Annotated in this window: 21 protein-coding genes and 1 pseudogene; 9 read left to right on the forward strand and 13 right to left on the reverse strand. The window is 64.5% G+C overall.

Going from position 1 to position 23,204, the window contains the following annotated elements:
- Positions 1-3: 3 nt before the first annotated feature.
- From QNA11_RS10850 to QNA11_RS10860, 3 genes are all read right to left on the reverse strand, one after another.
- Positions 4-309 carry a type II toxin-antitoxin system RelE/ParE family toxin gene (locus QNA11_RS10850; RefSeq protein ID WP_283483031.1) on the reverse strand — a complete coding sequence of 102 codons (306 nt, stop codon included), beginning with the start codon at positions 307-309 and terminating at the stop codon, positions 4-6.
- Positions 306-575: a type II toxin-antitoxin system ParD family antitoxin gene (locus QNA11_RS10855; protein ID WP_283483032.1), complete on the reverse strand. Its 270-nt coding sequence runs from the start codon at positions 573-575 to the stop codon at positions 306-308. Before QNA11_RS10855 ends, QNA11_RS10850 begins: the two co-directional genes overlap by 4 nt.
- 89 nt (positions 576-664) lie before the next feature.
- A complete protein-coding gene (locus QNA11_RS10860) occupies positions 665-4,120 on the reverse strand; it encodes an AAA family ATPase (RefSeq protein WP_283483033.1) in 3,456 nt (1,151 codons plus the stop codon).
- 192 nt (positions 4,121-4,312) lie between these two features.
- On the opposite strand from QNA11_RS10860, the gene QNA11_RS10865 reads away from it, so the two are divergent.
- On the forward strand, positions 4,313-4,912 hold the full coding sequence (locus QNA11_RS10865) for a gamma-glutamylcyclotransferase (RefSeq protein ID WP_283483034.1): 600 nt from the start codon (positions 4,313-4,315) through the stop codon (positions 4,910-4,912).
- Between the two features lie 102 nt (positions 4,913-5,014).
- On the opposite strand, the gene QNA11_RS10870 is transcribed toward QNA11_RS10865, so the two are convergent.
- Together QNA11_RS10870 and QNA11_RS10875 are read right to left on the reverse strand one after the other, a co-directional pair.
- A complete protein-coding gene (locus tag QNA11_RS10870) occupies positions 5,015-5,395 on the reverse strand; it encodes a hypothetical protein (protein ID WP_283483035.1) in 381 nt (126 codons plus the stop codon).
- Between the two features lie 345 nt (positions 5,396-5,740).
- Complete coding sequence (locus QNA11_RS10875; protein WP_283483036.1) at positions 5,741-6,673, reverse strand: glycine--tRNA ligase subunit alpha; 933 nt, start codon at positions 6,671-6,673, stop codon at positions 5,741-5,743.
- 257 nt (positions 6,674-6,930) lie between these two features.
- On the opposite strand from QNA11_RS10875, the gene QNA11_RS10880 reads away from it, so the two are divergent.
- The 4 genes and pseudogenes from QNA11_RS10880 (at position 6,931) to QNA11_RS10895 (ending at position 12,595) form a co-directional block, all read left to right on the forward strand.
- Complete coding sequence (locus tag QNA11_RS10880; protein ID WP_283481505.1) at positions 6,931-8,286, forward strand: transposase; 1,356 nt, start codon at positions 6,931-6,933, stop codon at positions 8,284-8,286.
- Positions 8,287-8,335: 49 nt separating this feature from the next.
- On the forward strand, positions 8,336-10,093 hold the full coding sequence (locus QNA11_RS10885; RefSeq protein WP_283483037.1) for an ATP-dependent nuclease: 1,758 nt from the start codon (positions 8,336-8,338) through the stop codon (positions 10,091-10,093).
- 718 nt (positions 10,094-10,811) lie between these two features.
- Positions 10,812-11,297, forward strand: a pseudogene (locus QNA11_RS20745) (DUF2778 domain-containing protein); the annotation flags it as partial.
- Between the two features lie 227 nt (positions 11,298-11,524).
- Positions 11,525-12,595 (forward strand): DUF2778 domain-containing protein, encoded by a 1,071-nt coding sequence (locus QNA11_RS10895; protein ID WP_283483039.1) that lies wholly within the window; start codon positions 11,525-11,527, stop codon positions 12,593-12,595.
- 65 nt (positions 12,596-12,660) lie between these two features.
- On the opposite strand, the gene QNA11_RS10900 is transcribed toward QNA11_RS10895, so the two are convergent.
- From QNA11_RS10900 to QNA11_RS10925, 6 genes are all read right to left on the reverse strand, one after another.
- Positions 12,661-12,951: a DUF5132 domain-containing protein gene (locus QNA11_RS10900; RefSeq protein ID WP_202073010.1), complete on the reverse strand. Its 291-nt coding sequence runs from the start codon at positions 12,949-12,951 to the stop codon at positions 12,661-12,663.
- Positions 12,952-13,243: 292 nt separating this feature from the next.
- The gene (locus QNA11_RS10905; protein ID WP_283483040.1) at positions 13,244-13,672 is read right to left on the reverse strand and encodes a hypothetical protein; all 429 of its coding nucleotides are present in this window, start codon (positions 13,670-13,672) and stop codon (positions 13,244-13,246) included.
- A gap of 362 nt (positions 13,673-14,034) precedes the next feature.
- On the reverse strand, positions 14,035-14,412 hold the full coding sequence (locus QNA11_RS10910) for an HMA2 domain-containing protein (RefSeq protein WP_283483041.1): 378 nt from the start codon (positions 14,410-14,412) through the stop codon (positions 14,035-14,037).
- Positions 14,413-14,500: 88 nt separating this feature from the next.
- Positions 14,501-15,286, reverse strand: a complete 786-nt coding sequence (locus tag QNA11_RS10915; protein WP_283483042.1) for a hypothetical protein — start codon at positions 15,284-15,286, stop codon at positions 14,501-14,503.
- A gap of 54 nt (positions 15,287-15,340) precedes the next feature.
- Complete coding sequence (locus tag QNA11_RS10920) at positions 15,341-16,330, reverse strand: hypothetical protein (RefSeq protein WP_283483043.1); 990 nt, start codon at positions 16,328-16,330, stop codon at positions 15,341-15,343.
- A 135-nt stretch (positions 16,331-16,465) separates the two neighbouring features.
- Positions 16,466-16,693, reverse strand: coding sequence for a hypothetical protein (locus QNA11_RS10925; RefSeq protein ID WP_283483044.1), 228 nt, complete (start codon positions 16,691-16,693; stop codon positions 16,466-16,468).
- A 90-nt stretch (positions 16,694-16,783) separates the two neighbouring features.
- Between QNA11_RS10925 and QNA11_RS10930 the strand changes: the two genes are divergently transcribed.
- The 4 genes from QNA11_RS10930 to QNA11_RS10945 all read left to right on the forward strand — a co-directional run bounded on the left by QNA11_RS10930 (position 16,784) and on the right by QNA11_RS10945 (position 20,988).
- Positions 16,784-17,686 (forward strand): 50S ribosomal protein L11 methyltransferase, encoded by a 903-nt coding sequence (locus QNA11_RS10930; RefSeq protein ID WP_283483045.1) that lies wholly within the window; start codon positions 16,784-16,786, stop codon positions 17,684-17,686.
- The gene (locus QNA11_RS10935; RefSeq protein WP_283483046.1) at positions 17,683-18,174 is read left to right on the forward strand and encodes a GNAT family N-acetyltransferase; all 492 of its coding nucleotides are present in this window, start codon (positions 17,683-17,685) and stop codon (positions 18,172-18,174) included. The genes QNA11_RS10930 and QNA11_RS10935 overlap by 4 nt, the downstream gene beginning before the upstream one ends.
- 175 nt (positions 18,175-18,349) lie before the next feature.
- Entirely contained in the window at positions 18,350-20,164 is a 1,815-nt protein-coding gene (locus QNA11_RS10940; RefSeq protein ID WP_283483047.1) for an aminopeptidase P family protein, read from the forward strand.
- Between the two features lie 218 nt (positions 20,165-20,382).
- Positions 20,383-20,988, forward strand: a complete 606-nt coding sequence (locus QNA11_RS10945) for a phosphatase PAP2 family protein (RefSeq protein WP_283483048.1) — start codon at positions 20,383-20,385, stop codon at positions 20,986-20,988.
- On the opposite strand, the gene QNA11_RS10950 is transcribed toward QNA11_RS10945, so the two are convergent.
- Together QNA11_RS10950 and QNA11_RS10955 are read right to left on the reverse strand one after the other, a co-directional pair.
- A complete protein-coding gene (locus QNA11_RS10950) occupies positions 20,985-21,578 on the reverse strand; it encodes a GNAT family N-acetyltransferase (protein ID WP_283483049.1) in 594 nt (197 codons plus the stop codon). The two genes, QNA11_RS10945 and QNA11_RS10950, sit on opposite strands and share 4 nt — an antisense overlap.
- Before the next feature lie 239 nt (positions 21,579-21,817).
- Positions 21,818-22,963, reverse strand: coding sequence for a type III PLP-dependent enzyme (locus QNA11_RS10955; protein ID WP_283483050.1), 1,146 nt, complete (start codon positions 22,961-22,963; stop codon positions 21,818-21,820).
- Positions 22,964-23,204 lie beyond the last annotated feature (241 nt).

Consider the following 23,204-nt stretch of genomic DNA (forward strand, 5'->3'; position numbering starts at 1 on the left):
ATGTCATTCGAAGGCGGTCTCGAAATCCTGTCCGCCGTAAAATACGCCTTCGATGAGCAGGGCGTCCTCGCCAACAACAAAGGCTACCGTCACGCGTCGCTCGAAGCCAATCGTGCGTAACCCGGGCAGGAGGTCATCGCGCTTACGACCGCGTTGCGGAAAAGTCGCGAGTCCAAGGCAGTATTTGACGAGCCGCTCGGCATAGGCGTCTGCTGTTTTTTCGCCGGCAGCCTCGCAAATCCAGGCATGTAGGGAATCGAGTTGGCGCTCTGCGAGAGGCGTGAAAATAACCGGCGCGTCGCGCTTCATTTCACAGCGGCGCGGCGGGCCTTGATCCTCTCCAACACCGCTTGCGCCGGGACGCCTTTCGAGGGGTCGGAGAGATATTCCTCATGGCCCCTGACCACCTCGTCGCGCAGCCATTTTTCAAGCGCCGACTCACGCTCCAAGAGCGCAGCGACGCCTTCGCGCACCACCTCGCTTGCGGAAGCGTAAGCTCCTGACTTCACTTTTGCGTCCACGAAATCCGCCAACTCCTGCGGAAGCGAGACGCTGAATAGTTGCGCACTGCTCATTGGCCGGCGTCCGATGCCTTTGGGTCAAATATAGCAAATCGTAAGCGCAATTCCCAAGGTCAATTCCTATCAGTCTGAAGCCTATGGCCTCAGCTCGCCAGCGCGAATTTCTCCGCCTGCTCCAGATCCACCGACACAAGCTGCGAAATGCCGCGCTCGGCCTGGGTTACTCCGAACAGTCGATCCATGCGCGCCATGGTGATCGGGTTGTGGGTGATCGTCACGAAGCGCGTGTCGGTCTTCTTGCGCATTTCGTCGATGAGGTCGCAAAAGCGCTCGACGTTATAATCGTCGAGCGGCGCGTCGACCTCGTCGAGCACGCAGATCGGCGAGGGGTTGGTCAGGAACACCGCGAATATCAACGACATAGCAGTCAGCGCCTGCTCGCCGCCCGAGAGCAGCGACATGGCCGCGGGCTTCTTGCCCGGGGGGCGGGCGAGAATGTCGAGGCCGGCCTCCAACGGATCGTCGCTCTCGACGAGCTGCAACTCCGCCGAGCCGCCGCCGAAGAGGATCGTGAACAGCTCCTTGAAATGCGCGTTGACCTTGTCGAAGGCGGCAAGCAGGCGCTCGCGGCCCTCCTTGTTGAGGCTCGCGATGGCGGCGCGCAGCTTCTTGATGGCTTCCGCGAGGTCATCGCGTTCGGCGATCATCTTCTCGCGGGTCGAATCGATCTCGGAAAGTTCTTCCTCCGCGCGCAGGTTCACGGCCCCGAGTCGCTCGCGATCGGCGCGCAGAATTTCGAGCCGCTTTTCGACCTCGGCAATCTCTGGAAGCTCGTCGCCCTCCTTCACCTCGGCAAGGCCTGCCAGCGCGGCGGGGGTCGTTTCGAGATCGTGCTGGATCGCGCGCTCGATGTCGGCGGCGCGCTGTTTGGCCGCCTCCAATTGCGCTTCGCTGCGCGCCTTGGCCTCGCGGGCGGCGCTCATTGCATCGAGCGCGGCGCGGGCGGCGCGGTCCGATTCGGCGAGCCGGGTTTCGGCCTCGGCGCGCGCGTCCGAAGCAGAGCGACGGGCGGCCTCGGCGTCTTCCAGCGCATTCATCAGCGCGCGGCGCTGTTCGAGGAAGGCGTCGGGCGATTCGGCGAGGCGCTCCTGCTCCTCGCGCGCCGATTCGAGGCGCTCTTCCAATTCGCCGAGACGATCCTGGGCGCGGTCGCGCCGCTCCGCCCAAGAGGCGATCTCGCGGAGAATAGCGTTGATGCGGGAGGCGCGGGCGCTCGCCTCGTTGCGCAGGCTCGTCAGCGCAGCGCGGGCCTCGCCCGCCTGGGCGCGCTCGACCATGGCGCGGGCGCGCAGGCTCTCCAGCATGCCGGCGAGCGACGCCGGCTCCTCCAGCCCGTCGAGCTGCGCGCAAAGCGTGTCGCGCTTTTGCGCGGCTTCATCCCGATTGGCGAGCGTCTGGGCCTTGGCCTCCTCCAGCGCAGAGAGGCGCTGGCCGATCTGTGCGAGGCGCCGCTCGGCCGCGCTGTGGCGTTCGCGCGCCTCCTCCACCTGAGCGCGGGCGCGGCGCTGGCCGTCGCGGGCCTGGGCGTCGGCCATGGCGGCGAGCCGGGTGGCCTCGCGCGCGGCGTCGAGCTCCTCGGCAAGCGCGTCGGCCTGGGCGCGGGCGCGTTCGGCCTCGGTGCGCAGATCTTCGAGACGGTTCTTTTCGGCGAGGCGGCGGGCGGCCGGCGTCGGAGCCTCTGCGGCCTGGGTGAAGCCGTCCCAGCGCCAGAGATCGCCCTCCTTGGAGACGAGCCGCTGGCCGGGCTTCAACAGCTTGCGCAGGCTTTCGCCCTCGGCGCGCAGAACGACGCCGATCTGCGCCAAACGACGGCGCAGCGCCGGCGGCGCCTCGACCATCTCGCCGAGCGAGCGGACCCCGGGCGGCAGCGCCGGATCGCCTGCGTCGGGCGTGACGGCCCAATGCGCGGGCGCGGAGGTTTCGGCGGAGGCGTCGAGATCGTCGCCGAGCGCCGCGCCGAGCGCGGTCTCATAGCCTTTCTCGACAGTCATGCTCTCAACGACCGGCGCCCAGAGCCCGCCCGAGCCGGACTGTAGCAGATTTTCGAGCGTGCGGACTTCCGTCTCCAGCCGCTGCGCCTTCAGCGCCGCCTGCTCCACCGGCTGTCGGGCCGCGGCCTCGGCGTCGCGCGCCGCGCGCTGGGCCTCTTCCGCCATTTGGGCAGCCTCGTCGGCGGCATTGGCCGCTTCGACCGCCATCTCAAAGGCTTCGGCGAGACGTTCAGCCTCTTCGGCGCCGCCGCCCTGCCCGGCGATGAGGGCGAATTCCGTATCGAGTCGCGTCAGCTCCGCCTCGAAGCGGGCCACGCGCTGGTTTTCATCGCGCAAGGCCGATTCGATCGCGGCGCGGCGGGCGTTGACCCCGGCGAGCTGCTGCTGAGCGTCGGAGAGTTCCGATTCGGTCTCCGCCAGCGCCGCCTCGATCTCGGCGAGGCGGGCCTTCGCTTCGGCCTCGCGCTCGCCGTCGAATGTGTCGGCGCCGAGCAGCTCGGCGCGCTCCTCCTCCAGCCGCTCGGCGACCTCGGCGGCGTCCTCGATCAACGCGCGCTCGCGTTCGAGGTCGCGCATGAATTGCTCGATCTGGCGGGCCAGCTCCGAGATGCGCTGCTTGGCGCGCTCTTCATCCGCCTCCAGAGACTGGCGCGCGGCGACGAGACGGTGGACGGCGGCGCCAGCCTCGGCCTCCTTCTCGCGCAGCTTCGGCAATTCATGCGCCGCGATGGCTTGAAACTTCGCGCTCTCCGCCTGCTCCAGCGTGCGCGCTTGCACATTGGCGATGTCGGCTTCGAGCTTCGCTGCGGCGTCGCGCAGGCTGTCGGCGGCGATCTGATAGGAAACCAAAGCGACGAGCGCCTCGTTCTGGCGGATTTTGGCGGCGATCTCGCGGTAGCGGGCGGCCTGGCGCGCCTGACGGCGCAGGCTGTCGCCCTGGCTCTCGACCTGTTTCAGGACGTCCTCAAGACGCGTGAGATTTTCGGACGCCGCATTGAGCCGCAGCTCGGCCTCGTGGCGGCGCGTATGGAGACCGGCGACGCCGGCGGCGTCCTCCAGAATGCGGCGGCGGGCCTGCGGCTTGGCGGAAATGATCTCGCCGATCTGGCCCTGGCGCACGAGCGAGGGCGAGCGCGCGCCGGTCGCGGCGTCGGCGAACAGAAGCTGCACGTCGCGGGCGCGGACTTCCTTGCCATTGACGCGATAGGTCGACCCCTGCTCGCGCTCGATGCGGCGGGTGACCTCGATCGTGTCGGCGTCGTTGAAGGCCGCGGGCGCAAGGCGGGCGGTATTGTCGAGGACGAGGCCGACCTCGGCGAAATTGCGCGCCGGGCGCGAGCCGCCGCCCGAGAAGATCACGTCGTCCATGCCGGACGCACGCATATTTTTATAGGAGTTTTCGCCCATGACCCAGCGCAGGGCCTCGACGAGATTCGACTTGCCGCAACCGTTCGGCCCGACCACGCCGGTGAGGCCCGGCTGGATCAGGAAGTCGGTCGACTCGCAGAAGCTCTTGAAGCCAAGAAGTCTGAGGCGCTCGAATTTCATAGGCAAAAATGCGCCACAAAAGAATGACGAATGCAAGGAAGCGCCCGCAATATCTTGTGGGCAGAACGGCGCGCGGCGACAGCGCCGAATCGGGGGCTCCCTATTTTCCTATTGCGCTGGAGGGATTCAGCCGAAAAGATGGGACCGAACGGTGAATCGCGACGGCCTTCCGGCCTTAACTCACGTTCGAGGATGAGCTTGGCGGCGACGGTATCCTGCAGCGACGATCTTTGGGTTTTCGGCTATGGCTCGCTGATGTGGCGTCCGGGCTTCGACTATGTCGAAAGCGCGCTCGCCTGGGTCCATGGCTACCATCGCTCTCTCTGTATTTTCTCCCATGTCCATCGCGGCACGCCGGAGCGTCCCGGTCTTGTGCTCGGCCTCGACAAGGGCGGCTCCTGCCAGGGCGTGGCCTTTCGCGTGGCGGCGAAAGAGCGCGAAAAAACTGTTCAATATTTGCGTGAGCGGGAGCTTGTGACCGCCGTCTATCTGGAAAAGACGGTGGGGGTCCGCTTCGCGGAGGGCGGGTGCGCCAATGCTTTGGCCTATGTGGTCGACCGTAGTCACTGCCAATATGCGGGCCGCCTCCCCTATGATGAGATGACAAAGCTCATCGCCGAAGGGCTCGGGCTTGCCGGAGACAATCCGGCCTATGTCCGCAACACATATGAACATCTGCTCCAGCTCGATATCCACGACGCCGAGCTGGCGGAGATCGTCCGGCGGTTGGACCAATGCTCGTGTCGCGCGGCCCCGGCGCAAAAAAAGGCCGGGGCGAACCCCGGCCATTGAGGAAACACGCAGTTACGTCGACTGGGCGCGCTTACGAACAAGCAGCACGACGCTCACGCAACGCCTCATTACGGCCAAGCACGCGACAAACGCGACACGCACTCAATTCAGCAGCGACCCGGCCAGATCGCGAACCGCTTCTATGTCCGGGCAAAAATGCACATGCCATTCGACGACGGCGAGCTCACGTCCGACCTTGCGCAGCGCATCGCGGGAACGGCGCTCCGCAGCCGCAAAAACGCAGACCGGCCTCAAGACGCCGCCGTCGGATGCGACGCCGATGATGGCGCCCCTCTCCACGTCGGAGACAAAGCCCTCCTCGCCGCGCTGGAAGACGGAACAGACAAAGCGCCGCCCGCTCGCGCCCCGCCAGGAGAAGAAACGGCCGCGCAGCGCCTCCGAATCCGCGAGAGAATCGAGTTCCTGCCCGCGCGGCGTAAAAGCGCGGATCGAGCGGGACCTGGGGGAAGCGAAGCGTTGCATGACGACCCTGCCAAAAGCGGGAGCAGAACAAGAACACAACTAGAACAAACACTGCACGCTGTCAAGGCGCGCGACCGCCGAAACCTCGGGTTCCTGAACAAGGCCCGGCGGGCGCGCGCCGCGTTGCGCCGACCGCACAACGCAAGACGGCAACCCGTCTCGCCGCGTTTATGCCCCGCTCAGCATCGCCCGGATGTGCGCCAGCGCGCATGGCGAAAAGCGTCTTGTCGTGAAAATGGTGAGGCCAAGCTTCTGTTTCAAGCTGAGACAGAGGCGCACGAAAACGCAGGAGAGCGCGTTGGAAATCCTGGCGCAAGCGCCGCGCTGGCTGCTCCCCCCGCGGTTTTAAGCGTTGGCCCCGCCCCCAGCGGTCTTCAGCCAAGCGGCGCCGCAGGCCTTGGCCAGCTCGCGCACGCGCAGAATGTAGCTCTGGCGCTCGGTGACCGAGATCACGCCGCGCGCGTCGAGCAGGTTGAAGGCGTGGCTCGCCTTGATGCACTGGTCATAGGCCGGCAGCGCCATGCGATGCATCTCGTCGCCTGAGCCTGCGCCGAAATCGAGAAGGCGCCGGCACTCGGCCTCGGCGTCCTTGAAATCCTCGAAAAGCTTCGCCGTGTCGGCGGCTTCGAAATTATGGCGGGAATATTCCTGCTCAGCCTGCAGGAAGACGTCGCGATACGTGACCTTCTCGTCGCCGTCGCGGCCGTTGAAATTCAGCTCCATAATGCTGTCGACGCCCTGCAGATAGCAGGCGAGACGCTCGAGCCCATAGGTCAATTCGCCCGCGACCGGCGCGCATTCGAAGCCGGCGACTTGCTGGAAATAGGTGAATTGCGAGACTTCCATGCCGTCGCACCAGCACTCCCAGCCCAGCCCCCAGGCGCCGAGCGTCGGGCTCTCCCAATCGTCCTCGACGAAACGAACGTCATGCAGCCGGGCGTCGAGGCCGATGGCGGCGAGCGAGCCGAGGTAGAGCTCCTGGAGATTGGGCGGCGACGGCTTCAGGATCACCTGGAACTGATAATAATGCTGCACCCGATTAGGGTTCTCGCCGTAGCGCCCGTCCTTGGGCCGCCGGCACGGCTGCGCGTAAGCGGCGCGCCAGGGCTTGGGGCCGAGGGCGCGCAGCGTCGTGCCCGGATGGAAGGTCGCCGCGCCCATCTCCATGTCGTAGGGCTGCAAAATGACGCACCCCTGCGCCGCCCAGTAATTTTGCAGCGTGAGAATCAAGCCCTGGAAGGAACGCGTGGGGGAGAGATCGCCAGCATCAGGGGTCATAGTCTTCCCTTGTGGGTTTTTTCTCGTCCTAGGGGCGGATCGAACGAAGGTCAATGATAGCGCCGATATCGGCCTGATACCCCATAACGATCTGTTGCAAGTGTTTTCCCCCGTTAGTTGGTCCACGAACTGTTGGCTAAGGCTCGTCGCGCTGGCAAAAAAGGACCGAAATAACTCCCCGGATCCTTAACAGCCCGTTGACGAAGTCGCGTCTGACTGATTCCGTTTCCAAGTGAGATTCGGCCGAGGTTGGTTCGATGGCGATGCGGCGTGAGACGGGGACGCAGGAAGATCTGGTTGTCGGCTGGGCGGATCTGCCGCGCTCTCCGGGGCACGCATTTTACGACGAGCTTCAGAAGGTTCTACTGGACGCGGGCTTCGACGTTTTCGTCGAGAACGCCTGCAAGCCCTACTACGCGGCGAAGATGGGCGCGCCCTCGTTGCCACCAGGGCGCTATTTCCGCATGCACATGGTGGGCTACTTCGAAGGGCTCGACAGCGAACGCGGCATCGTATGGCGCTGCGCGGATTCCTTTTCGTTGCGGGATTTCTTGCGGCTATCGACGCGCGAGAAAGTCCCGGATCATTCATGGCTGTCGAAGACGCGCTCGCGTCTGCCGCATGAGGTTCACGAGAAGGTATTCGGTTTCATCTTGAAGCTCGTCGCCGAGCGCGGCCTCGTGAAGGGCGAGCGCATCGGCGTCGACGGCTCGACCATGGAGGCGAACGCGGCGCTGCGCAGCATCGTGCGGCGCGACAATGGCGAGACCTATCGCGCAATGCTCGAGGGCATGGCGAAGGAAAGCGGGATCGCGACGCCGAACGCCGAGGATTTGGCGCGTTTCGACCGTAAGCGCAAAGGCAAGAAGCTCTCGAACGACGATTGGACGAGCGCCACGGACGCCGAGGCGAAGATCGCGCGGATGAAGGACGGAACGACGCATCTCGCCTACAAGCCGGAACATGCGGTCGACCTCGACACAGGCGTGATCGTCGCCGCGCCGATCCACGAGGCGGACAAGGGCGATACGACGACGCTTGGCGACACGCTGGAGACGGCGAAGGCCAATCTCTCGGCTGTCGGCCTCGCGCCGACGCCGGACGATCCTTGCGAAATCATCGCGGACAAAGGCTATCATTCGCGCGAGGTTTTGAAAGGCCTTGACGACGGCGAGTGGAAGAGCCGGATCAGCGAGCCTTTGCCGGCGAAGGGCTATTTGCGCTGGCATGGAGACGAAGAAGCGCGCGACGCCGTTTACGCCAACCGCGCACGGCTGAAATCGGGCGTTGGACGCGCCGCCATGCGCAAGCGCGGTGAGCTGGTCGAACGCAGCTTCGCCCATGTGCTGGATGGCGGCGGCATGCGCCGGGCTTGGCTTCGCGGTCGCGAGAACATCGCCAAGCGCTATCTGATCCACGTCGCAGGCTTCAATCTTGGCGTCCTGATGCGCGCCCTCGTCGGCTGCGGGACGCCAAGAGAACGCGCCGAGGCGGCCAGAAACGCCTTTTTGTTCGTTATTCGGACAGATAGCGCCACGGGCATCGTCATCATCGCCGACATCGGCGGCGCGCCGGCCTTGCTCGCCGTCATCGCCGCTCCGGAACCCGATTAATCAAGCTGCGACTTCGTCACCGCGCTGTTAAACCAATCGGCAGCCAACGATGTTCAAAAGCGTACGATTTAATAATTTCAAGGGTCTTAGAGAATACAATATAAATTTGAAACAGACGAATGTGCTTGTAGGCCCAAACAACGCTGGAAAATCAACTATCTTGGATGGCTTTCGTGCCCTCTCCGCTGCAATTAAATTCGCTGGCCGGCGCAACCCCACTCCGCTATCCATACGGGGCCAGGTCCAAGACGGCTGGGACGTACCATTATCTGTAATTCCGATTTCAATAGCTAATATCCACGCGGATTATCGGGAAGAGCTAGAAACAAGTATCGTGTTCACTACAGCAAGCGGACGCAAGCTTAAGCTCTCTTTCCTAGAGAATGCTCGCGTCGTTTTGATTGTTGACGATGCTCAACAGTCCATACGAAACACATCCCAATTCAAACGCCAGTTCCCCATCGCTATTAATTCGATCCCCACGTTAGGGCCGCTCGAAGAAGATGAGCAACTCCTCTCGGATGAATACGTCGAACGGTGGCGCGGTTCCAGACTGTCACATCGCATGTTCCGAAACATCTGGTATCGCAATGAAGGAGAGTTCGAAGAATTTAAGAGTCTCGTTGAGACGACCTGGCCAGGCATGTCGATCCGGCCTCCAGAGAGGTATGGGTATGCCCCGGCGAGACTGACTATGTTTTGCGAAGAAAATAGAATGCCACGGGAATTATCCTGGGCGGGTTTTGGTTTTCAAGTTTGGCTGCAGCTTCTTACACATCTTATAGGAGCGCGAGACGCAACGACACTTATCGTTGACGAACCAGAGATTTACCTGCATCCTGACCTTCAACACAGATTGTTCTCACTTTTACGCAAATCTGGAAAACAAGTAATATTGGCGACGCATTCTGTCGAGATTATAAACGAAGCAGAGCACGACGACGTTGTCTTAATCAACCGCGCTCGCCGGAGCGCGAAACGCATCAGCGACATAGATGGTTTGCAGGACGCGCTCTTTAGCATCGGCTCGGCCCAAAACATCCACCTGTCGAAATTATCGAGAGGTAAGAAAATCTTATTCCTTGAAGGACAAGAATTTAAGTTAATTAAAAGGTTTGCAGCCAGAGTGCGACTGGAGCAGTTAGCAAATGACATAGACCTAACGGTAGTTCCATTAGGCGGTTTCACACAGAGGCAAAAAATTCAGGACTCCGCCTGGATTTTTGAGAAAGTGCTACGAGCAGAGATATCCATCGCTGCCTTACTCGACCGAGACTATCGGTGCAACGAGGAGGTAGACGAACTTGTGTCTAATATGCGTACCACGGTTAAATGTTTCCATATACTAGGGGCTAAGGAAATTGAAAACTACTTACTGGTTCCGGACGCGATCAGAAAGGCTGTAAACGAGCGCTTGCGTGAGCGAGCTGAGAGCACTGCCGATTCAACCGTCACGGACGAAACAGTGATTAAGCTATTAGATGGCTGTACAAACGAAGTTAAACCTGAGGTGAGCGCTCAAATTATATCTCACAGATCTCAGTTCTTAGGGAACAAATATGGGCGCGATAGCGCAACAGTTGTTACTGAAACCATAAGAAATCTAGATTCAGACTGGAGTTGTCTGCAGAAACGCCTTTTTATTGTACCAGGGAAGCAAATACTTGCGTCTCTCAATCGTCAACTGCAATCAAAATACGGGGTGTCTATTACACCCGCTCAAATTATAAAACACCTATCACCAGATCAGATAGACGTAAGGTTTGCAGAAATCCTACGTGAATTTAATACCTTCGCTACCGGGTGACATTCGGGGCGCTTCGCAGCGCCGTTAACCTTATCCAATTTTAGTCGAATCGCATCTTTTCGGATAATCCTCCGTAAACCATTCCGAAAGCACCCCGCGCTAGCGTCGAACCATGCGTAACATGGTTCTGTATCCTCGCGTTTTTTCATCCCGAGAGCTTCGCCGGATCATTCCGGCGCTCGGGGCGATGAGCATCTGCCTCTTGACAGGCGCCTTGCTCTTCCCGCACTCGCCCCTCGACCCGGCGCCCGACGCCGAGGCCGCGGGCGTCAAGGACCTTGGCCTGCGCGGCTCTTATCTCTCCGACATCGGCCCCCATGCGGCGAGCGCCTTTGCGCCGCGCGAAGCGCGCGCGAAACAGCCGTTCCGTTTTGTGGCGGAGGCCGAGGCGGCGACGCCCGCGCCGCTGGCGAAGGCTCCCGCGCCGCCGGCGCCTCCAACGCGCCCGGTCGAATTGCGCACGGTCAGCGCCGCTCTCGTCGAGCCGCCTCATGTCACGGCGGATGTGCCCACTCCGCCGCGCCGGCCCGCCGAGCTCTCGGCCGCGCTGCGGCCCGAGGCGCCAAAGGAGCTGCCGCTCGCCGCGCGCCCGGAGCCGGCGCCGCGCCGGATTTCGCGCCTCGAGGGCGCCACCGCCGTTCCGGCGACCCCGTCTGACAACCCCGGCTTCTTCGAGCGGCTGTTCGGCGGCGCGCCCCAGGCCGCCGCGCCGCGGGCGGCCCACCGCCAGGAAGCCATGGCCTACGCCAACCCTTCCGATCCGGTCGGGCTTTTCGGCGGGCTGCACAGCGCCGTGGCGCCGGCGAACCCGAGCGCGCGCTTCGACCGCTACACGGCGGTCTACGACATCTCCGCCCGCACGGTTTATATGCCGAACGGCCAGCGGCTCGAGGCCCACTCCGGCCTGCGCGAGCATCTCGACGACCCGCGCTATGTGCATTTGCGCATGCGGGGTCCGACCCCGCCGCATGTTTACGATCTGAGGCCGCGTGAGGCGCTGTTCCATGGCGTCGAGGCGCTGCGGCTCAATCCTGTCGGCGGCGGCGGGGCGATTTACAATCGCGCGGGGTTGCTGGCGCATACTTATATGCTCGGCCCCAACGGCGACTCGAACGGATGCGTCTCCTTCCGCGACTACGACGCCTTCCTCAACGCCTATAAGCGAGGCGAAATCCGGCGCCTCGCGGTGGTTTCCCACCTGTAAACGACTGAGCAGGCAGGACCTTCCCACCCTGCCTGCTCCGGCGCCGTTCCCCGAAGCGCCTGTTTACAGCCAAGAATTCGCCCGAATTGAGCCCAAGCAAGGCCGCGATGCTTTTCCAGAGTGTTGCCGTGACGCTATTGCGCGCGCCAGTCCGGGTCCGGAGCATCGATTCGTCGAAGCCCTAAGCCACAAGTGGCGCGCCCCAGCGATGCTTTCGGGGGCGGACGTTGAAGAAAACCCATCTACACGGCTTATTGTCGCGCGATCACGGCCGGCCGCTTGCCTATGCCGTGCTGGGCGCGGGCGTATTGTCCTTGGGCTTGCTGGCCGCTTGGCAAGGGCTTCATCAGCGCCCGGCGCCGGCCCCAGTCCTCGCCGGGGCCGCGCAGCCGACCCAGGGCCCACATCCCTATGGGCCGATGGTCGTCGGGCTCGGCCCCTGGGCGCGCAGCGCCGTCGCGACGGCGCCTGCCCCGCAACAGACCGCCGCGCTGGAGGCCAGGGTCGAGCCGGCCACGCCAAACGAGAGCGTCGAGCCGCCACCGTCCGACGTTGCCGAGGAGACGGGCGCGCCGCTGCCGCCGCATCGCCCGGCCGAGCTGAAAAATTCCGTGAGCCGCGCGCCTGAAGCGCCCATACGCCAGGCGGCGCTGCCGAGCGAGCCGGCGCCCGCGCCGGCGGACAACCGCGGTTTCTTCGAGAAGATTTTCGGCGGCGCCGGCGCCGAGCAACAACAGCAAGCCGGCCAGCCTCAGCCCGTCCCCCTCGGCCGCGGCCGTCGACAGCAGGCGACCCCGGCGCAGGGACAGGCCCAGGCATTAGCTTATGCGCCGCAGGAATCGACCGGCGGCCTCTTTGGCGGACTGACCAGCGCAGTCGCGCCTTCCGTCCCCCCTCAATCGAGCGCAACGGCCCGCGCTGGCGCCGGCACGGCGGTCTACGACATCTCCGCCCATACGGTTTACATGCCGGATGGAACAAGGCTCGAGGCGCATTCGGGCCTCGGCCCGCATCTCGACGATCCGCGTTTCGTCCATGTCCGGATGAAGGGCCCGACCCCGCCGACCGTCTATGCGCTCACGCCGCGCGAGGCGCTCTTCCATGGCGTGGAGGCGCTTCGGCTCACGCCCATCGGCGGAGACAACATCTACGGGCGCGCCGGTCTCCTCGCCCATACCTTCATGCTCGGCCCGAACGGGGATTCCAACGGCTGCGTCTCGTTCCGAAACTATAGCGCCTTCCTGCAAGCCTATAAGCGCGGCGAGGTGCGCCGGCTGGTCGTCGTCGCGCGGATGTGACGGCTCTCAAAAAAACGCCGCCGAGGGCGCGTCCCTCGGCGGCGTTTGTGTCACGCAGCTTGCTATCAGGTGGGCGCGTGCGCGTGACCGTGTGTCCCTCCGCGCTCCGGCCCCGCGACTCGATGCGATTCGCTTTCGAGCTCTGAGCGCGCCTCGGCGACGAGATCGCCCGTCGCTTCGGCGATGGTGGCGACGGTCCTCTCATAGACAGAGATACCGGTCTTGATCGCCCCCTTGGCTACCGGCCGCAGCGCGCGCCCGACCGAGGGGAACAACGCCGGAACGACAAGAAGCGCCCCGATGCCGATCGCCACGGGTCCCAATGCTTCTTCCATGAGGTCTTCGAACAGCGCCATTGCCGTACTCCTTCAGGATGGGATCGAACGATCCCTTTCCGGTTGAATGGCTCGCACTGGGGGATGTCATTCCCGGCGGGCTGAAAGCCGGAATCCAGAGCCGCAGAAGCGCTGGTTTTGCTCTGGATTCCCGATCGCTCGCTATGCAAGCGTCGGGAATGACGCCGAACCAATCAACGGATCTCACACCAGTCATGTGCGCATCCGCGTTGCGCCTTCAAGGCGCGTCAGCGCCTAAAACATTTTAAAATCTTTTAGTTAGGCAGAGCTGCGCACAGCCGACGACGCGATCTCACCTGCCGCCGGCGGGCGGCGGAAACTGCCGCAAAGGCAAGGCCGCGCGCTGCCCCTCCTGATAGGAAACCCACCAGCGTTGCGCCGCCCGGCCGCCATAGAGCAGGACCATGGCCGCCGCGGCCACGCTATTGCCACGCGCCAGTTTGAGTGCGACGCTCGCCCCGACAACAGCGAAGACGGAAATCCGCGCCATGTTGACCCGGCCGGGGCTCCTGCGCTGGAGATGCGCCTGGGGCTTCGCGCCCGGCTGTTTCGGCCGGGGCGCTTCTTCGCGCACAGAGGCTTCCATGGCCCGCAGCATGCCGCTCGATTCCAGCAGATCGAGAATGGCTCCGGCGTCCGGAGAATGGATCACGACGCTCGTCGAAAGCGGATTGACGACAACGCGCTCGACGTCCGGCCACTGCGACAACTGGTCTTGCACAGACCTGAAAAATTCACGGTCACCGCGTTTGTGCGGCGCTTGGAGTCGCAGCCGCCGAGGCGTGGCGTGCGCAACATGGAATCCATGATGTCTCGTCATCGGGCTTTTCCCGCATAGGGCCGGGCTCTTTGACGAAACGATAGTTCCAGGGAAAGCGCATTCAAGCGCGCGTGACCGCGTGACGCGCGAATAGTTTTAAGGATCGGACACGTCATGTGAGGGTTGGACGTCCCGCCACTCGCGCAGCGAACGGGAATCCAGAGCCAAACCAGCGCTTTTATTGGCTCTGGATTCCCGATCGGGCCTTTGGCCCGTCGGGAATGACAAGCGCCCAATGCGCGCTATTCAAACGGAAACGAGTATCAGGTCAGCAATTTGACCAGGGAAAGCGCCGAGCGGTCGAACAGGCTCTTCACCAACGCCGAAGCCAGGGCCTGGCCAAGCCCGGAAGCCGCGACCGTCGCAACAGAGTCGGCGCTGCGTGACGTTTCAGGCTCGCCGCTCGCCTGATCGCTGAGGCAGCCCTGCCGCCGCAGCGTCGCCCAGAAGGCCTCCAAATCGAAGTCGGCCCGGTGATAGAGCACCGTGACGCTGCCCGTGTGGGCGTTGATCGAGGCGGATCTCACGCCGGGAACAGCAAGCAGCGCGGAATGGAGGGGGATAATCGCGCGCGAATGGCCGATGAGATTTGCGAGGCAGACCCGCAATCGCCCGGGAACATGGTGCAGGTGAAGGACCATCTGACAACCGACATTAGCGTTGGTGGTACAACTACTTAGCCGGATCGAATTACAACTGCATGACATTTCTGGGGCGTTGCGCGGGCGGTCAGGCCGCCGCCTGCGCCTGTCCCGAGGACGGGATATAGCGCAAGCAAAGGCCCGGCAGCGGATTGGCGAGGCCCGAAACGACGCTGACGTCGCGCCAGCGCGGATAGGCCGGGGGCAGAAGTTCCAGCACCAGGCCCACGCCGGCGAGGAAAGCGCCCTCGTCGGCGAAATCCTGCGGCCCGAAATCACGGGAGGCGTCGGCCCCGCTATCGGCGCCGTCGAGCAACGTCTCGAGCATCCGAAAGGCCCAGGGCGCCTGCTCCACGATGCGGCGCACGTCCGCTGGATCGGGCCGCGACACCCGCCAGCGGAGCGGCGGCTCGTTCAGCCGCGCGGCCGCGTCTTCGCTCGCCAGATCAGGCAGCGCCCGCAGATCATGCGCGGCGATGGAGAGGCAGCCCGCTGGGTTGCGCCGGAAGGCCTCGAAGGCGCCGACCAGGATCGCCGACTGCTGATGCAGGCGTCCGTCGCCGCGCTCGCCATCCTCGGGCCGGAATCGGGCGCGCATGAAAATAATGCTATCGCCGACGGCCCGCGCAATCAGGCACCCGGCGCCGCGCGCGCCAACCGCGATGGCGTCCGGCTCGAAACGGCGCAGGCCCGCGAGACGCAAGGGCGACAGATAAGGGTCCCAGGCGTGATCGAGGCCCGCGGAACGGCGCGTGACGGCATAGCCCGCCGAGGCGGGCACGCGCCGCTCGTCGCCCTCGCCGAGCTTGCCGTAATGCAGGCGGTGGAAGGTGATGATCTCGTCGCTGCCGCCGGACGACGCGCCGCTCGCCATAAAACCGCCCCTCACAATGTCGTTTTGCGTTTTACGACAAATAGGAAGGTTTCATTAAGCAAGAATTGCAGTCGCCTGAATTTCCTCTTCTATCGCGTCGATTTGCGCGTGGGAGAAGGTGAAGGCGCTGTCGAGCCCCAAAGCGGCGTAGAGAATGGGCTCGGCGGTCAGAAACGGTCGCCAATATTCGCTATGGACGCGCGCGCCCTCGAGCCCAGCGCGGCGGAAGCGGCGTTCGCCCGGCTGGTGCGGGTCCATGTTCGGGTTCTGGAAGCGTTTGACGAAGCCATAGGCCGAGCAGACGGTGTAGCGCACCGAGACGCCGACGGCGTCCAGCGCCCTGAGCCGCGAGAGCCATTGCGCCGAGCGCAGCGATTTGCGCAAGACATGCAACGCCACCGCCGGGTCGCAGGCATAGGTGAAGGCGCTCGGCCCCAGGCGCGTGAACAGCCGCTCATATTGTGAGAAGACCACGACGAGGCGCTTGATCTTCTTTTCGCGCGCAAGCGCAAGGCGGTCGATGAGCCGCGCCAGCGCGCCCATCCAGGCCGAGTCGTCGAGCCGCACCAGCGGCAGCACCATCACCAGCGCATCCGCCTCCAGCATCTGGCGCGCGAGCTTGGCTTTCACGTCATTGAGAATGGCGACCTCCGCGCCATCCGGCGGCGCGGCGATTTCGCCCGCCGAGTCGACGATCTCCAGCAGCCAGGGCCCGCGCGTCACGATTTCGGGCGGCGCCTCGCCATTCACCGAGAGACGGAAGTAATATTCGTAAGTGTTGAGCGTGTCGGTGGCGACGCCGCCGTCCGAGAATTCCTGTTTCAGGCGCTCATAATCGCCTTTCTCGGCCGCGAAGAAATCGGCGCGGCGCAAATCCGCCGGCCCGGCGGCGAACTCGGCCTGCGAGATCGGCTGCAGCGCCGGCCGCAAGCGGGGCGAATAGCCGAAGGCGCTCTGCGCGACGCAATCGACGAGCGACGCCAGAAGCGAGGACTTGCCGCCCTTCTTGGGCCCAACGAGACAAACCGTTAGTTTTTCGGTCATTTCCGCTCCCTTACGAGCGCGACCATACAGGGCGAGAGCGATGCGGGAAAGGAGGGTGAGAGCGGCGCCTCACGGCCCGTCGCCACGGCGCGTCTTAAGCGGGAGTACGGGTCTCCGGGCGTGTATAGCGAAGCTTCACAGACCGTGCTTCGCCCAAATCGCGCGGATTTGCTCGTCAGTGGCAAATTCGCCGCGCGCCGCCTGGGCGTAGGACTCGTCGAAAGACGCTTCCTCCTCGGCCGTCAATTGAACGACGGACGTAACCTCGCCCGTCATCGCCATGATGGCGCGCGCCAAATCATCCTGCATCGCGGGAGGAAGGTTGCGCGCGGCCTTGAAAGCCCGATCGAGAAGCTCCGTCATGCGCGAATAATAGCGCTCCCCTGGCAATCCCGAAACCCATCGTCGCCCTAAATGGTGACGCGCCCCGGGTCGCCGTGCTAAGCGCGCCTTATGCTCGAAGGCCTTCCCCCCAATGGCGCCAGCCATGTGCTGCGCCTCTCCACGGACCAGCGGCGCGCCCGCGCCGTCGCGGACATCATCGTCGAGACGTTCGACCCCACCGAGACCGCCGCCGGCGCCTTCGAGGTCGACGACGGCCCCGTCTGGACAGTCGAGGTCTATTTCGCCGAGGCGCCCGACGAAGATGAAATCCGCGCGCTGATCGAGGTGGTGACCGACGCCGAGACTGCGGCCCGCGCGGAATTTTCGGAGATCGCCAAGGAAGACTGGGTCCAGAAGTCGCTCGCCGGGCTGGAGCCGGTGCGCGCCGGCCGCGTGCTGGTGCATGGCTCGCACGATCGCGGCCGGGTGCGGGCGAATGACATCGGCGTCGAGATCGAGGCGGCGCTGGCCTTTGGCACAGGTCATCACGGCACGACGCTCGGCTGCCTGCGCGCGCTTGATCGCGTTTTAAAACGCCGGCGCCCCCGCCGCGTGCTCGACGTCGGCACCGGAACCGGCGTGCTGGCGATCGCCGCGGCGAAGCTCCTGCATCAGCCTGTGGCCTGCGGCGACATCGACCCTGTCGCGGTCGAAACCGCCCGCGCCAACGCCGTGGCCAATGACGCCGGCGCCTATGTGCGGCCGGTCGTGGCCGTGGGGCTGCGGCATGAAGCCATGGCGGGCAGATACGACCTCATCTTTGCGAATATTCTGGCCAAGCCCTTGCGGCTGCTCGCGCCCTCCATCGCCGCAGCCGCCGGGCCGGGCGCGGAGCTGGTGCTCTCGGGCCTCCTCGCCCGCGACGTCGCCGGCGTCCTCTCGGCCTATCGCGCCCAGGGCTTTTCGCTCGCCGAGCGCGGCGACATCGACGGCTGGGCCACGCTCGTATTGAGACGCGGCGGCGCGCGGTGACGATCCGCCGCCTCCTCGCTGCGGATGCGGAGGCGTTCCATCATCTGCGGCTGGAGGCCTTCCGCCTCGAGCCGCGTTGCTTTCGCTATGCGCCGCAGGACGAGGCGGGCGTCGGCGGTGCGGAGAAGGCCGCTCGGCTGGAGCGTGATTTCGTCGTCGGATACTTTGCCGGCGACGCGCTTGCGGGCGCCGCGGGGCTCACCTTTTTCTCGGGCGCGAAGCTGGGTCACAAGGCGCTGCTCTGGGGCATGTATCTGCGCGCCGCGCATCGCGGCTCCGGCGCCGCCGACCGGCTGATGGAAGCCCTGCTCGAACAGGCCCGCTCTCGGGTGGAGATCGTCATGCTGACCGTCGTCGACGAGAACGCACGGGCGAAGCGCTTTTACGAACGCTGGGGTTTTACGACCTATGGCGTCGAGCCCCATGCGGCGAAGCTCGGCGACGGCGATTATCTCGATGAAGCGCTGATGGCGTTGCGGCTGAGATAGCCCCCTCCCCAGCCCTCCCCCGCTAACGCGGGAGAGGGAGCAGATTGTAGCCTTCATCCACAATGCCGATCGCGAGCGTGCCCTCTCCCGCGGATAGCGGGGGAGGGACAGGGAGGGGGCGCTTGCAGCGGCGACAGCCATTGCTCATAATCTCTTCCCGAACTAGCTTTGCTTCATGTTCGAAGCAAAATTCCAATCCTTCGCCGACGCCTCCTCCTCTCACGACAGCGCCACGCGGATCGCCGCGCTGCGCGAGGAGCTCGCGCGCCAGAACCTCGACGGCTTCCTGGTTCCGCGCGCCGATGCGCATCAGAACGAATATGTGCCCAAAAGCGCCGAGCGCCTCGCTTGGCTTACAGGCTTCACCGGCTCCGCCGGCTTTGCCGTGGTTCTCGCGCAGGAAGCCGCGATCTTCGTCGATGGGCGCTATGTGATCCAGGTGCGCCAGGAGATCGACGGCAAGATCCTCACGCCGATCGACATCTCGGAAACTGCGCCCTCGAAATGGCTTGCGGAGCACGCGCGCGAGGGCGCGCGCATCGGCTATGACCCTTGGGTCCATACGAGCGGCCAGATCGAACGCTTCGCCAAGGCGGTCGAGGGCAAGAAGATCGCGCTCGTTCCGCTCGACGCCAATCCGATCGACGCGCTTTGGGCTGATCGCCCGAGCGAGCCCATGGGGCCCGTCGCCATCCATCCTGCCCGGTACGCCGGCGAGACCGCCGCCTCCAAGATCAAGAAGCTGCGCGAGGCGCTGAAAGACGCCGACGCGGCGTTGATGTCTGACCCGCACGCCATCTGCTGGGCCTTCAACATTCGCGGCGCCGATGTGGCGCATACGCCGATCGTCCTCGCCTTCGCGCTTCTGCCCAAGGAGGGCGCGCCGACGCTTTATGTCGACGACGCCAAGCTCGACGCGAAGACCCGCGCGACGTTGGAAAAATTCCTCACGCTGCGCGCCCCTGCCGAGTTGATTGGCGATCTGACGGAAGCCGGCAAGCGCGGCGCGACAGTGATGTTCGACGCCGCCACCGCGCCCGTGAAGCTCGTCGAGACGTTGCGCGCCGCCGGCGGCAAGCCGCGCGTGGCCGAAGACCCTGCGGCGCTGCCCAAGGCCGTCAAAAACAAGGCCGAGCTCGCGGGCGCGCGCGAAGCGCATATTCGCGACGGCGCCGCGCTGACGCGCTTTCTCGCCTGGTTTGCGGAAGCCGCGCCCAAGGGCGCGCTCACCGAAATCACAGCGGCCGAAGCCGCCGAGACCTTCCGCCGCGAGAGCGGCGATCTGCGCGACATTTCCTTCCCGACAATCTCCGCCTTCGGCGAGCATGCGGCGATTCCGCATTATCGCGTGACCGAGAAAAGCAATCTCAAGATCGGCAAGGGCGTCTATCTCATCGACAGCGGCGCTCAATATATCGACGGCACGACGGATGTGACGCGCACGGTCGTCGTCGGGCGCGCCTCGAAACAATTGAAGGATCATTTCACGCGCGTGCTCAAGGGTCATATCGCCATTGCGCGGGCGGTGTTTCCCAAAGGCGTCACGGGCGCGCAGCTCGACGCCTTCGCGCGGCGCTATTTGTGGGAAGCGGGGCTCGATTTCGATCATGGCGTCGGCCATGGCGTCGGCTCTTATCTTTCCGTGCATGAAGGGCCGCAGCGCATTTCCAAGATGGGCGCGACGCCCTTGCAGCCGGGCATGATTCTCTCGAATGAGCCCGGCTATTACCGGGCTGGCGAATATGGAATCAGGCTGGAAAATCTCATCATTGTCGAAAAGCGCGAGATCGCCGGCGCCGAGCGCGAAATGTATGGCTTCGAGAGCATCACGCTTGCGCCTTTCGATTTGAACTGCGTCGAGCCAAAGTTGATGAACGCCGAAGAGACTGCGTGGCTCAACGCCTATCACGCCCAAGTGCGCAAGACGCTTTCGCCGCTCGTGGACGCGAAAACGCGGAAGTGGCTGCGTGAGGCGACGCAGGCGATCTGACAGGACTGCTTAAACCGTCATTGCGAGCGTAGCGACGCAATCCAGAGCCACATCACGGCCCTGGTTGCTTCGTCGCTTTCGCTCCTCGCAATGACGGGGTGATACGGCCACGCTGTCACTGAACCATCACAGCGCCGTCACGCAAGCTCAATCCAACCGTCACGCAAACGCAGTCGCAACGTCGCGAAAACGCAGCGCAAAATCCCTAGCCTTGCGTCATGGCGTTTACGACGGACCTGGCGGCGAAGCTGACGCGCGACGCGTCATCCCTCCCGCAAACCGGCCTCTCCGGCCAATGGCTGCAACGTCTCCTGGACGCTGATCTAGCCGCCGTTCACCTCTTCTCCCGCTCGGCGCGGCCCAAGGCCATCCGCTTCCTCGCTATCGGCGTGAGCAAGCTCGGCAATGGCTGGATCTATCCCATCCTCCTGACCATCGTCTTCCTCGGGCTGGGCTGGCGGGGCTGGCATGTCGTGCTGCTCGCCGCCGCCAATGCGGCGCTGCTGCATATTCTCTACCCAATCATCAAGCGCCGCTTCTGCCGCAAGCGACCCTTCCATGTCGATCAGCGCCTGCCCTCGCTGCTGAAGACGCTGGACGAGCACTCCTTCCCGAGCGGCCACGCCATGACGCTGACCGGCGTGCTGGCGCCGATCGTCCTCGCCTGGCCGGCGATGAGCATTTCCGCGGTGGTCCTCGTCATCTCCATGGCGTGGTCGCGAATCGCCACAGCGCATCACTATCCGAGCGACGTCATCGCCGGCGTTGCGCTGGGCCTCGGCCTCGCCTTCCCGCTGTCGACTTACGCGCTCGCGCTTTTCTAGGCCGCACGCGGCAGCGCCAGCGGCGCCTCGGCAGGCGCCGCGCTCACGCGGCCCTTGGCGCCTTCTAGCGCGCCCGGGATGAGCTCCAGCCCCAGAAAGCGCGCGCGCTCCACCGGGCCGGGCAGCGACAGATTCTCGGTGAAGCGGCGCTCGAAGCCGAAGCGGCGATAATAGGGTTCATCGCCCACGAGCAGCACCGCGCCATCGCCGAGCGCCGTCGCGCGATCCAGAGCCGCGCGCATCATTTGCGCGCCGAGCCCCAGCGAACGGGCGTGTTCGGCGACCGCCAGCGGGCCGAGCAGCAGCGCCGGGCGGCGCCCGCCAGCGAAGACAGGCCACAGGCGAATCGTCGCGAGCAGCTCGCCCTCATCGTCTTTGGCGACGAGCGCCAAGCCCTCTGCGGGGATATGACCCTCGCGCAGCCTTTCGCAGGTCTTGAGGAAACGCGCGGGCCCGAAAGCGGCGTCCAGCAGCGCCTCGCGCGCGCCGACATCCGCCGCCGTCTCTTCGCGAATCGTGAAGGACGCGCGCGATAGGGCCGCGGGGGCGGCGATGGGCGCGAAAAGGTCGGTGTGAAGTTCAAAGGCCATCTGTTCCTCCTTCAGAGGACAAGCGACCCTCGCGCCTGGCGCATAAATGCGCCCGCCGGACGGGACTGGTTTACTGGGGTTTTGCTCTCACGCCGCCGGCGCCTGCCGGAGGGGATCAGCTTTCCATCAAGCGTCATGCCCGCGGGTAGCAGCCATCCATCCACGCGATGCAAGATCGCGCTGGCGTGGATGGCCGGGACGCGCCCGGCCACGACGTTGCGAGTCGAGCGACGAATCGCTCAGATGATGAAGGTCTCGAGCGGTGGGAAGCCGTTGAAGCCGACCGCCGAATAGGTGGTCGTATAGGCTCCCGTTCCCTCGATTAGCACCTTCGTGCCGATCTCGAGTGAAACCGGCAGCGCATAGGGCGCCTTCTCATAGAGCACGTCCACCGAATCGCAGCTCGGGCCCGCGATGACGCAAGGCTCGGTCGGCGCGCCGTCCGCTTCCGTGCGGATCGGATAGCGGATCATCTCGTCGATCGTCTCGGCAAGGCCGTTGAACTTGCCGATGTCGAGATAGACCCAGCGCAGCTCGCCCTCGGCTTCCGACTTCTTCGAGATCAGCACGACTTCCGCCTCGATGATCCCGGCGTTGCCGACCATGCCGCGGCCCGGCTCGATGATCGTCTCCGGAATACGGTTGCCGAAATGCTTCGACAGCGCGCGGAAGATGGCATTGCCATACTGCTTCACCGCCGGCACGTTCTTCAGATATTTCGTCGGGAAGCCGCCGCCGAGATTGACCATCTGAAGATTGATGCCGCGCTCCGCGAGGTCGCGGAAGATGTCGGCCGCCGACTTCAGCGCGCCGTCCCACTTGCGCGGGTCGGTCTGCTGCGAGCCGACATGGAAGGAGACGCCATAGGCCTGCAGGCCCAGACGATGCGCATGCTCCAGCACGCGCGTCGCCATCTCCGGGACGCAGCCGAATTTGCGCGACAGCGGCCATTCGGCGCCCGAGCCGTCGCAGAGGATACGGCAGAACACTTTCGAGCCCGGCGCGGCGCGCGCGATCTTCTCGACTTCCTCGACGCAGTCGACCGCAAAGAGGCGGATGCCGAACTCGAAGGCGCGCGCAATGTCGCGCTCCTTCTTGATCGTGTTGCCGAAGGAGATGCGATCAGGCGTGGCGCCGGCGGCGAGCGCCTGCTCGATCTCGACCAGCGAGGCCGTGTCGAAGCAGGAGCCCAGCGACGCGAGCAGCGAGAGCACTTCCAGCGCCGGATTGGCCTTCACGGCGTAGAAGACGCGCGTGTCTGGCAGCGATTTGGCGAAGCCGAGATAGTTCTCGCGCACGACATCGAGATCGACGACGAGGCAGGGACCCGTGTCGCGGCCGGCGCGACGGCGCTCGGCGAGGAATTCTTGGATACGGTCCGTCATTGCGGCATCCCCTTCGAAGGGCGCGGGTCGAGCCGCGCCAGGAACCAGTTTGCTTCGGCGGATGCACGACGCCGTTCCCTCGCGCGCGTGGTGGAGACGCGACGACGGTTGAATGCGCCAGCAATCCAGGATCGCCACGCTTGCGCGCGAACAATCCGGTGATGCGCCGTCGGCCAATCGGACAACGAAAAACATGCGAAGACGCATGTCGCTCGGTATCAGAACAGCCTCGATTGGAAGG

The organism is Methylocystis sp. JR02 (genome assembly GCF_030063565.1).
Lineage (GTDB): Bacteria > Pseudomonadota > Alphaproteobacteria > Rhizobiales > Beijerinckiaceae > Methylocystis > Methylocystis iwaonis.

Excerpts from the sequence above, each read along its gene's own strand:
- QNA11_RS10850 (WP_283483031.1), bottom strand. The coding sequence starts at position 309 with ATGAAGCGCGACGCGCCGGTTATTTTCACGCCTCTCGCAGAGCGCCAA.
- QNA11_RS10855 (WP_283483032.1), bottom strand. The coding sequence starts at position 575 with ATGAGCAGTGCGCAACTATTCAGCGTCTCGCTTCCGCAGGAGTTGGCG.
- QNA11_RS10860 (WP_283483033.1), bottom strand. The coding sequence starts at position 4,120 with ATGAAATTCGAGCGCCTCAGACTTCTTGGCTTCAAGAGCTTCTGCGAG.
- QNA11_RS10865 (WP_283483034.1), top strand. The coding sequence starts at position 4,313 with ATGAGCTTGGCGGCGACGGTATCCTGCAGCGACGATCTTTGGGTTTTC.
- QNA11_RS10870 (WP_283483035.1), bottom strand. The coding sequence starts at position 5,395 with ATGCAACGCTTCGCTTCCCCCAGGTCCCGCTCGATCCGCGCTTTTACG.
- QNA11_RS10875 (WP_283483036.1), bottom strand. The coding sequence starts at position 6,673 with ATGACCCCTGATGCTGGCGATCTCTCCCCCACGCGTTCCTTCCAGGGC.
- QNA11_RS10880 (WP_283481505.1), top strand. The coding sequence starts at position 6,931 with ATGGCGATGCGGCGTGAGACGGGGACGCAGGAAGATCTGGTTGTCGGC.
- QNA11_RS10885 (WP_283483037.1), top strand. The coding sequence starts at position 8,336 with ATGTTCAAAAGCGTACGATTTAATAATTTCAAGGGTCTTAGAGAATAC.
- QNA11_RS10900 (WP_202073010.1), bottom strand. The coding sequence starts at position 12,951 with ATGGCGCTGTTCGAAGACCTCATGGAAGAAGCATTGGGACCCGTGGCG.
- QNA11_RS10910 (WP_283483041.1), bottom strand. The coding sequence starts at position 14,412 with ATGGTCCTTCACCTGCACCATGTTCCCGGGCGATTGCGGGTCTGCCTC.
- QNA11_RS10915 (WP_283483042.1), bottom strand. The coding sequence starts at position 15,286 with ATGGCGAGCGGCGCGTCGTCCGGCGGCAGCGACGAGATCATCACCTTC.
- QNA11_RS10920 (WP_283483043.1), bottom strand. The coding sequence starts at position 16,330 with ATGACCGAAAAACTAACGGTTTGTCTCGTTGGGCCCAAGAAGGGCGGC.
- QNA11_RS10925 (WP_283483044.1), bottom strand. The coding sequence starts at position 16,693 with ATGACGGAGCTTCTCGATCGGGCTTTCAAGGCCGCGCGCAACCTTCCT.
- QNA11_RS10930 (WP_283483045.1), top strand. The coding sequence starts at position 16,784 with ATGCTCGAAGGCCTTCCCCCCAATGGCGCCAGCCATGTGCTGCGCCTC.
- QNA11_RS10940 (WP_283483047.1), top strand. The coding sequence starts at position 18,350 with ATGTTCGAAGCAAAATTCCAATCCTTCGCCGACGCCTCCTCCTCTCAC.
- QNA11_RS10945 (WP_283483048.1), top strand. The coding sequence starts at position 20,383 with ATGGCGTTTACGACGGACCTGGCGGCGAAGCTGACGCGCGACGCGTCA.
- QNA11_RS10950 (WP_283483049.1), bottom strand. The coding sequence starts at position 21,578 with ATGGCCTTTGAACTTCACACCGACCTTTTCGCGCCCATCGCCGCCCCC.
- QNA11_RS10955 (WP_283483050.1), bottom strand. The coding sequence starts at position 22,963 with ATGACGGACCGTATCCAAGAATTCCTCGCCGAGCGCCGTCGCGCCGGC.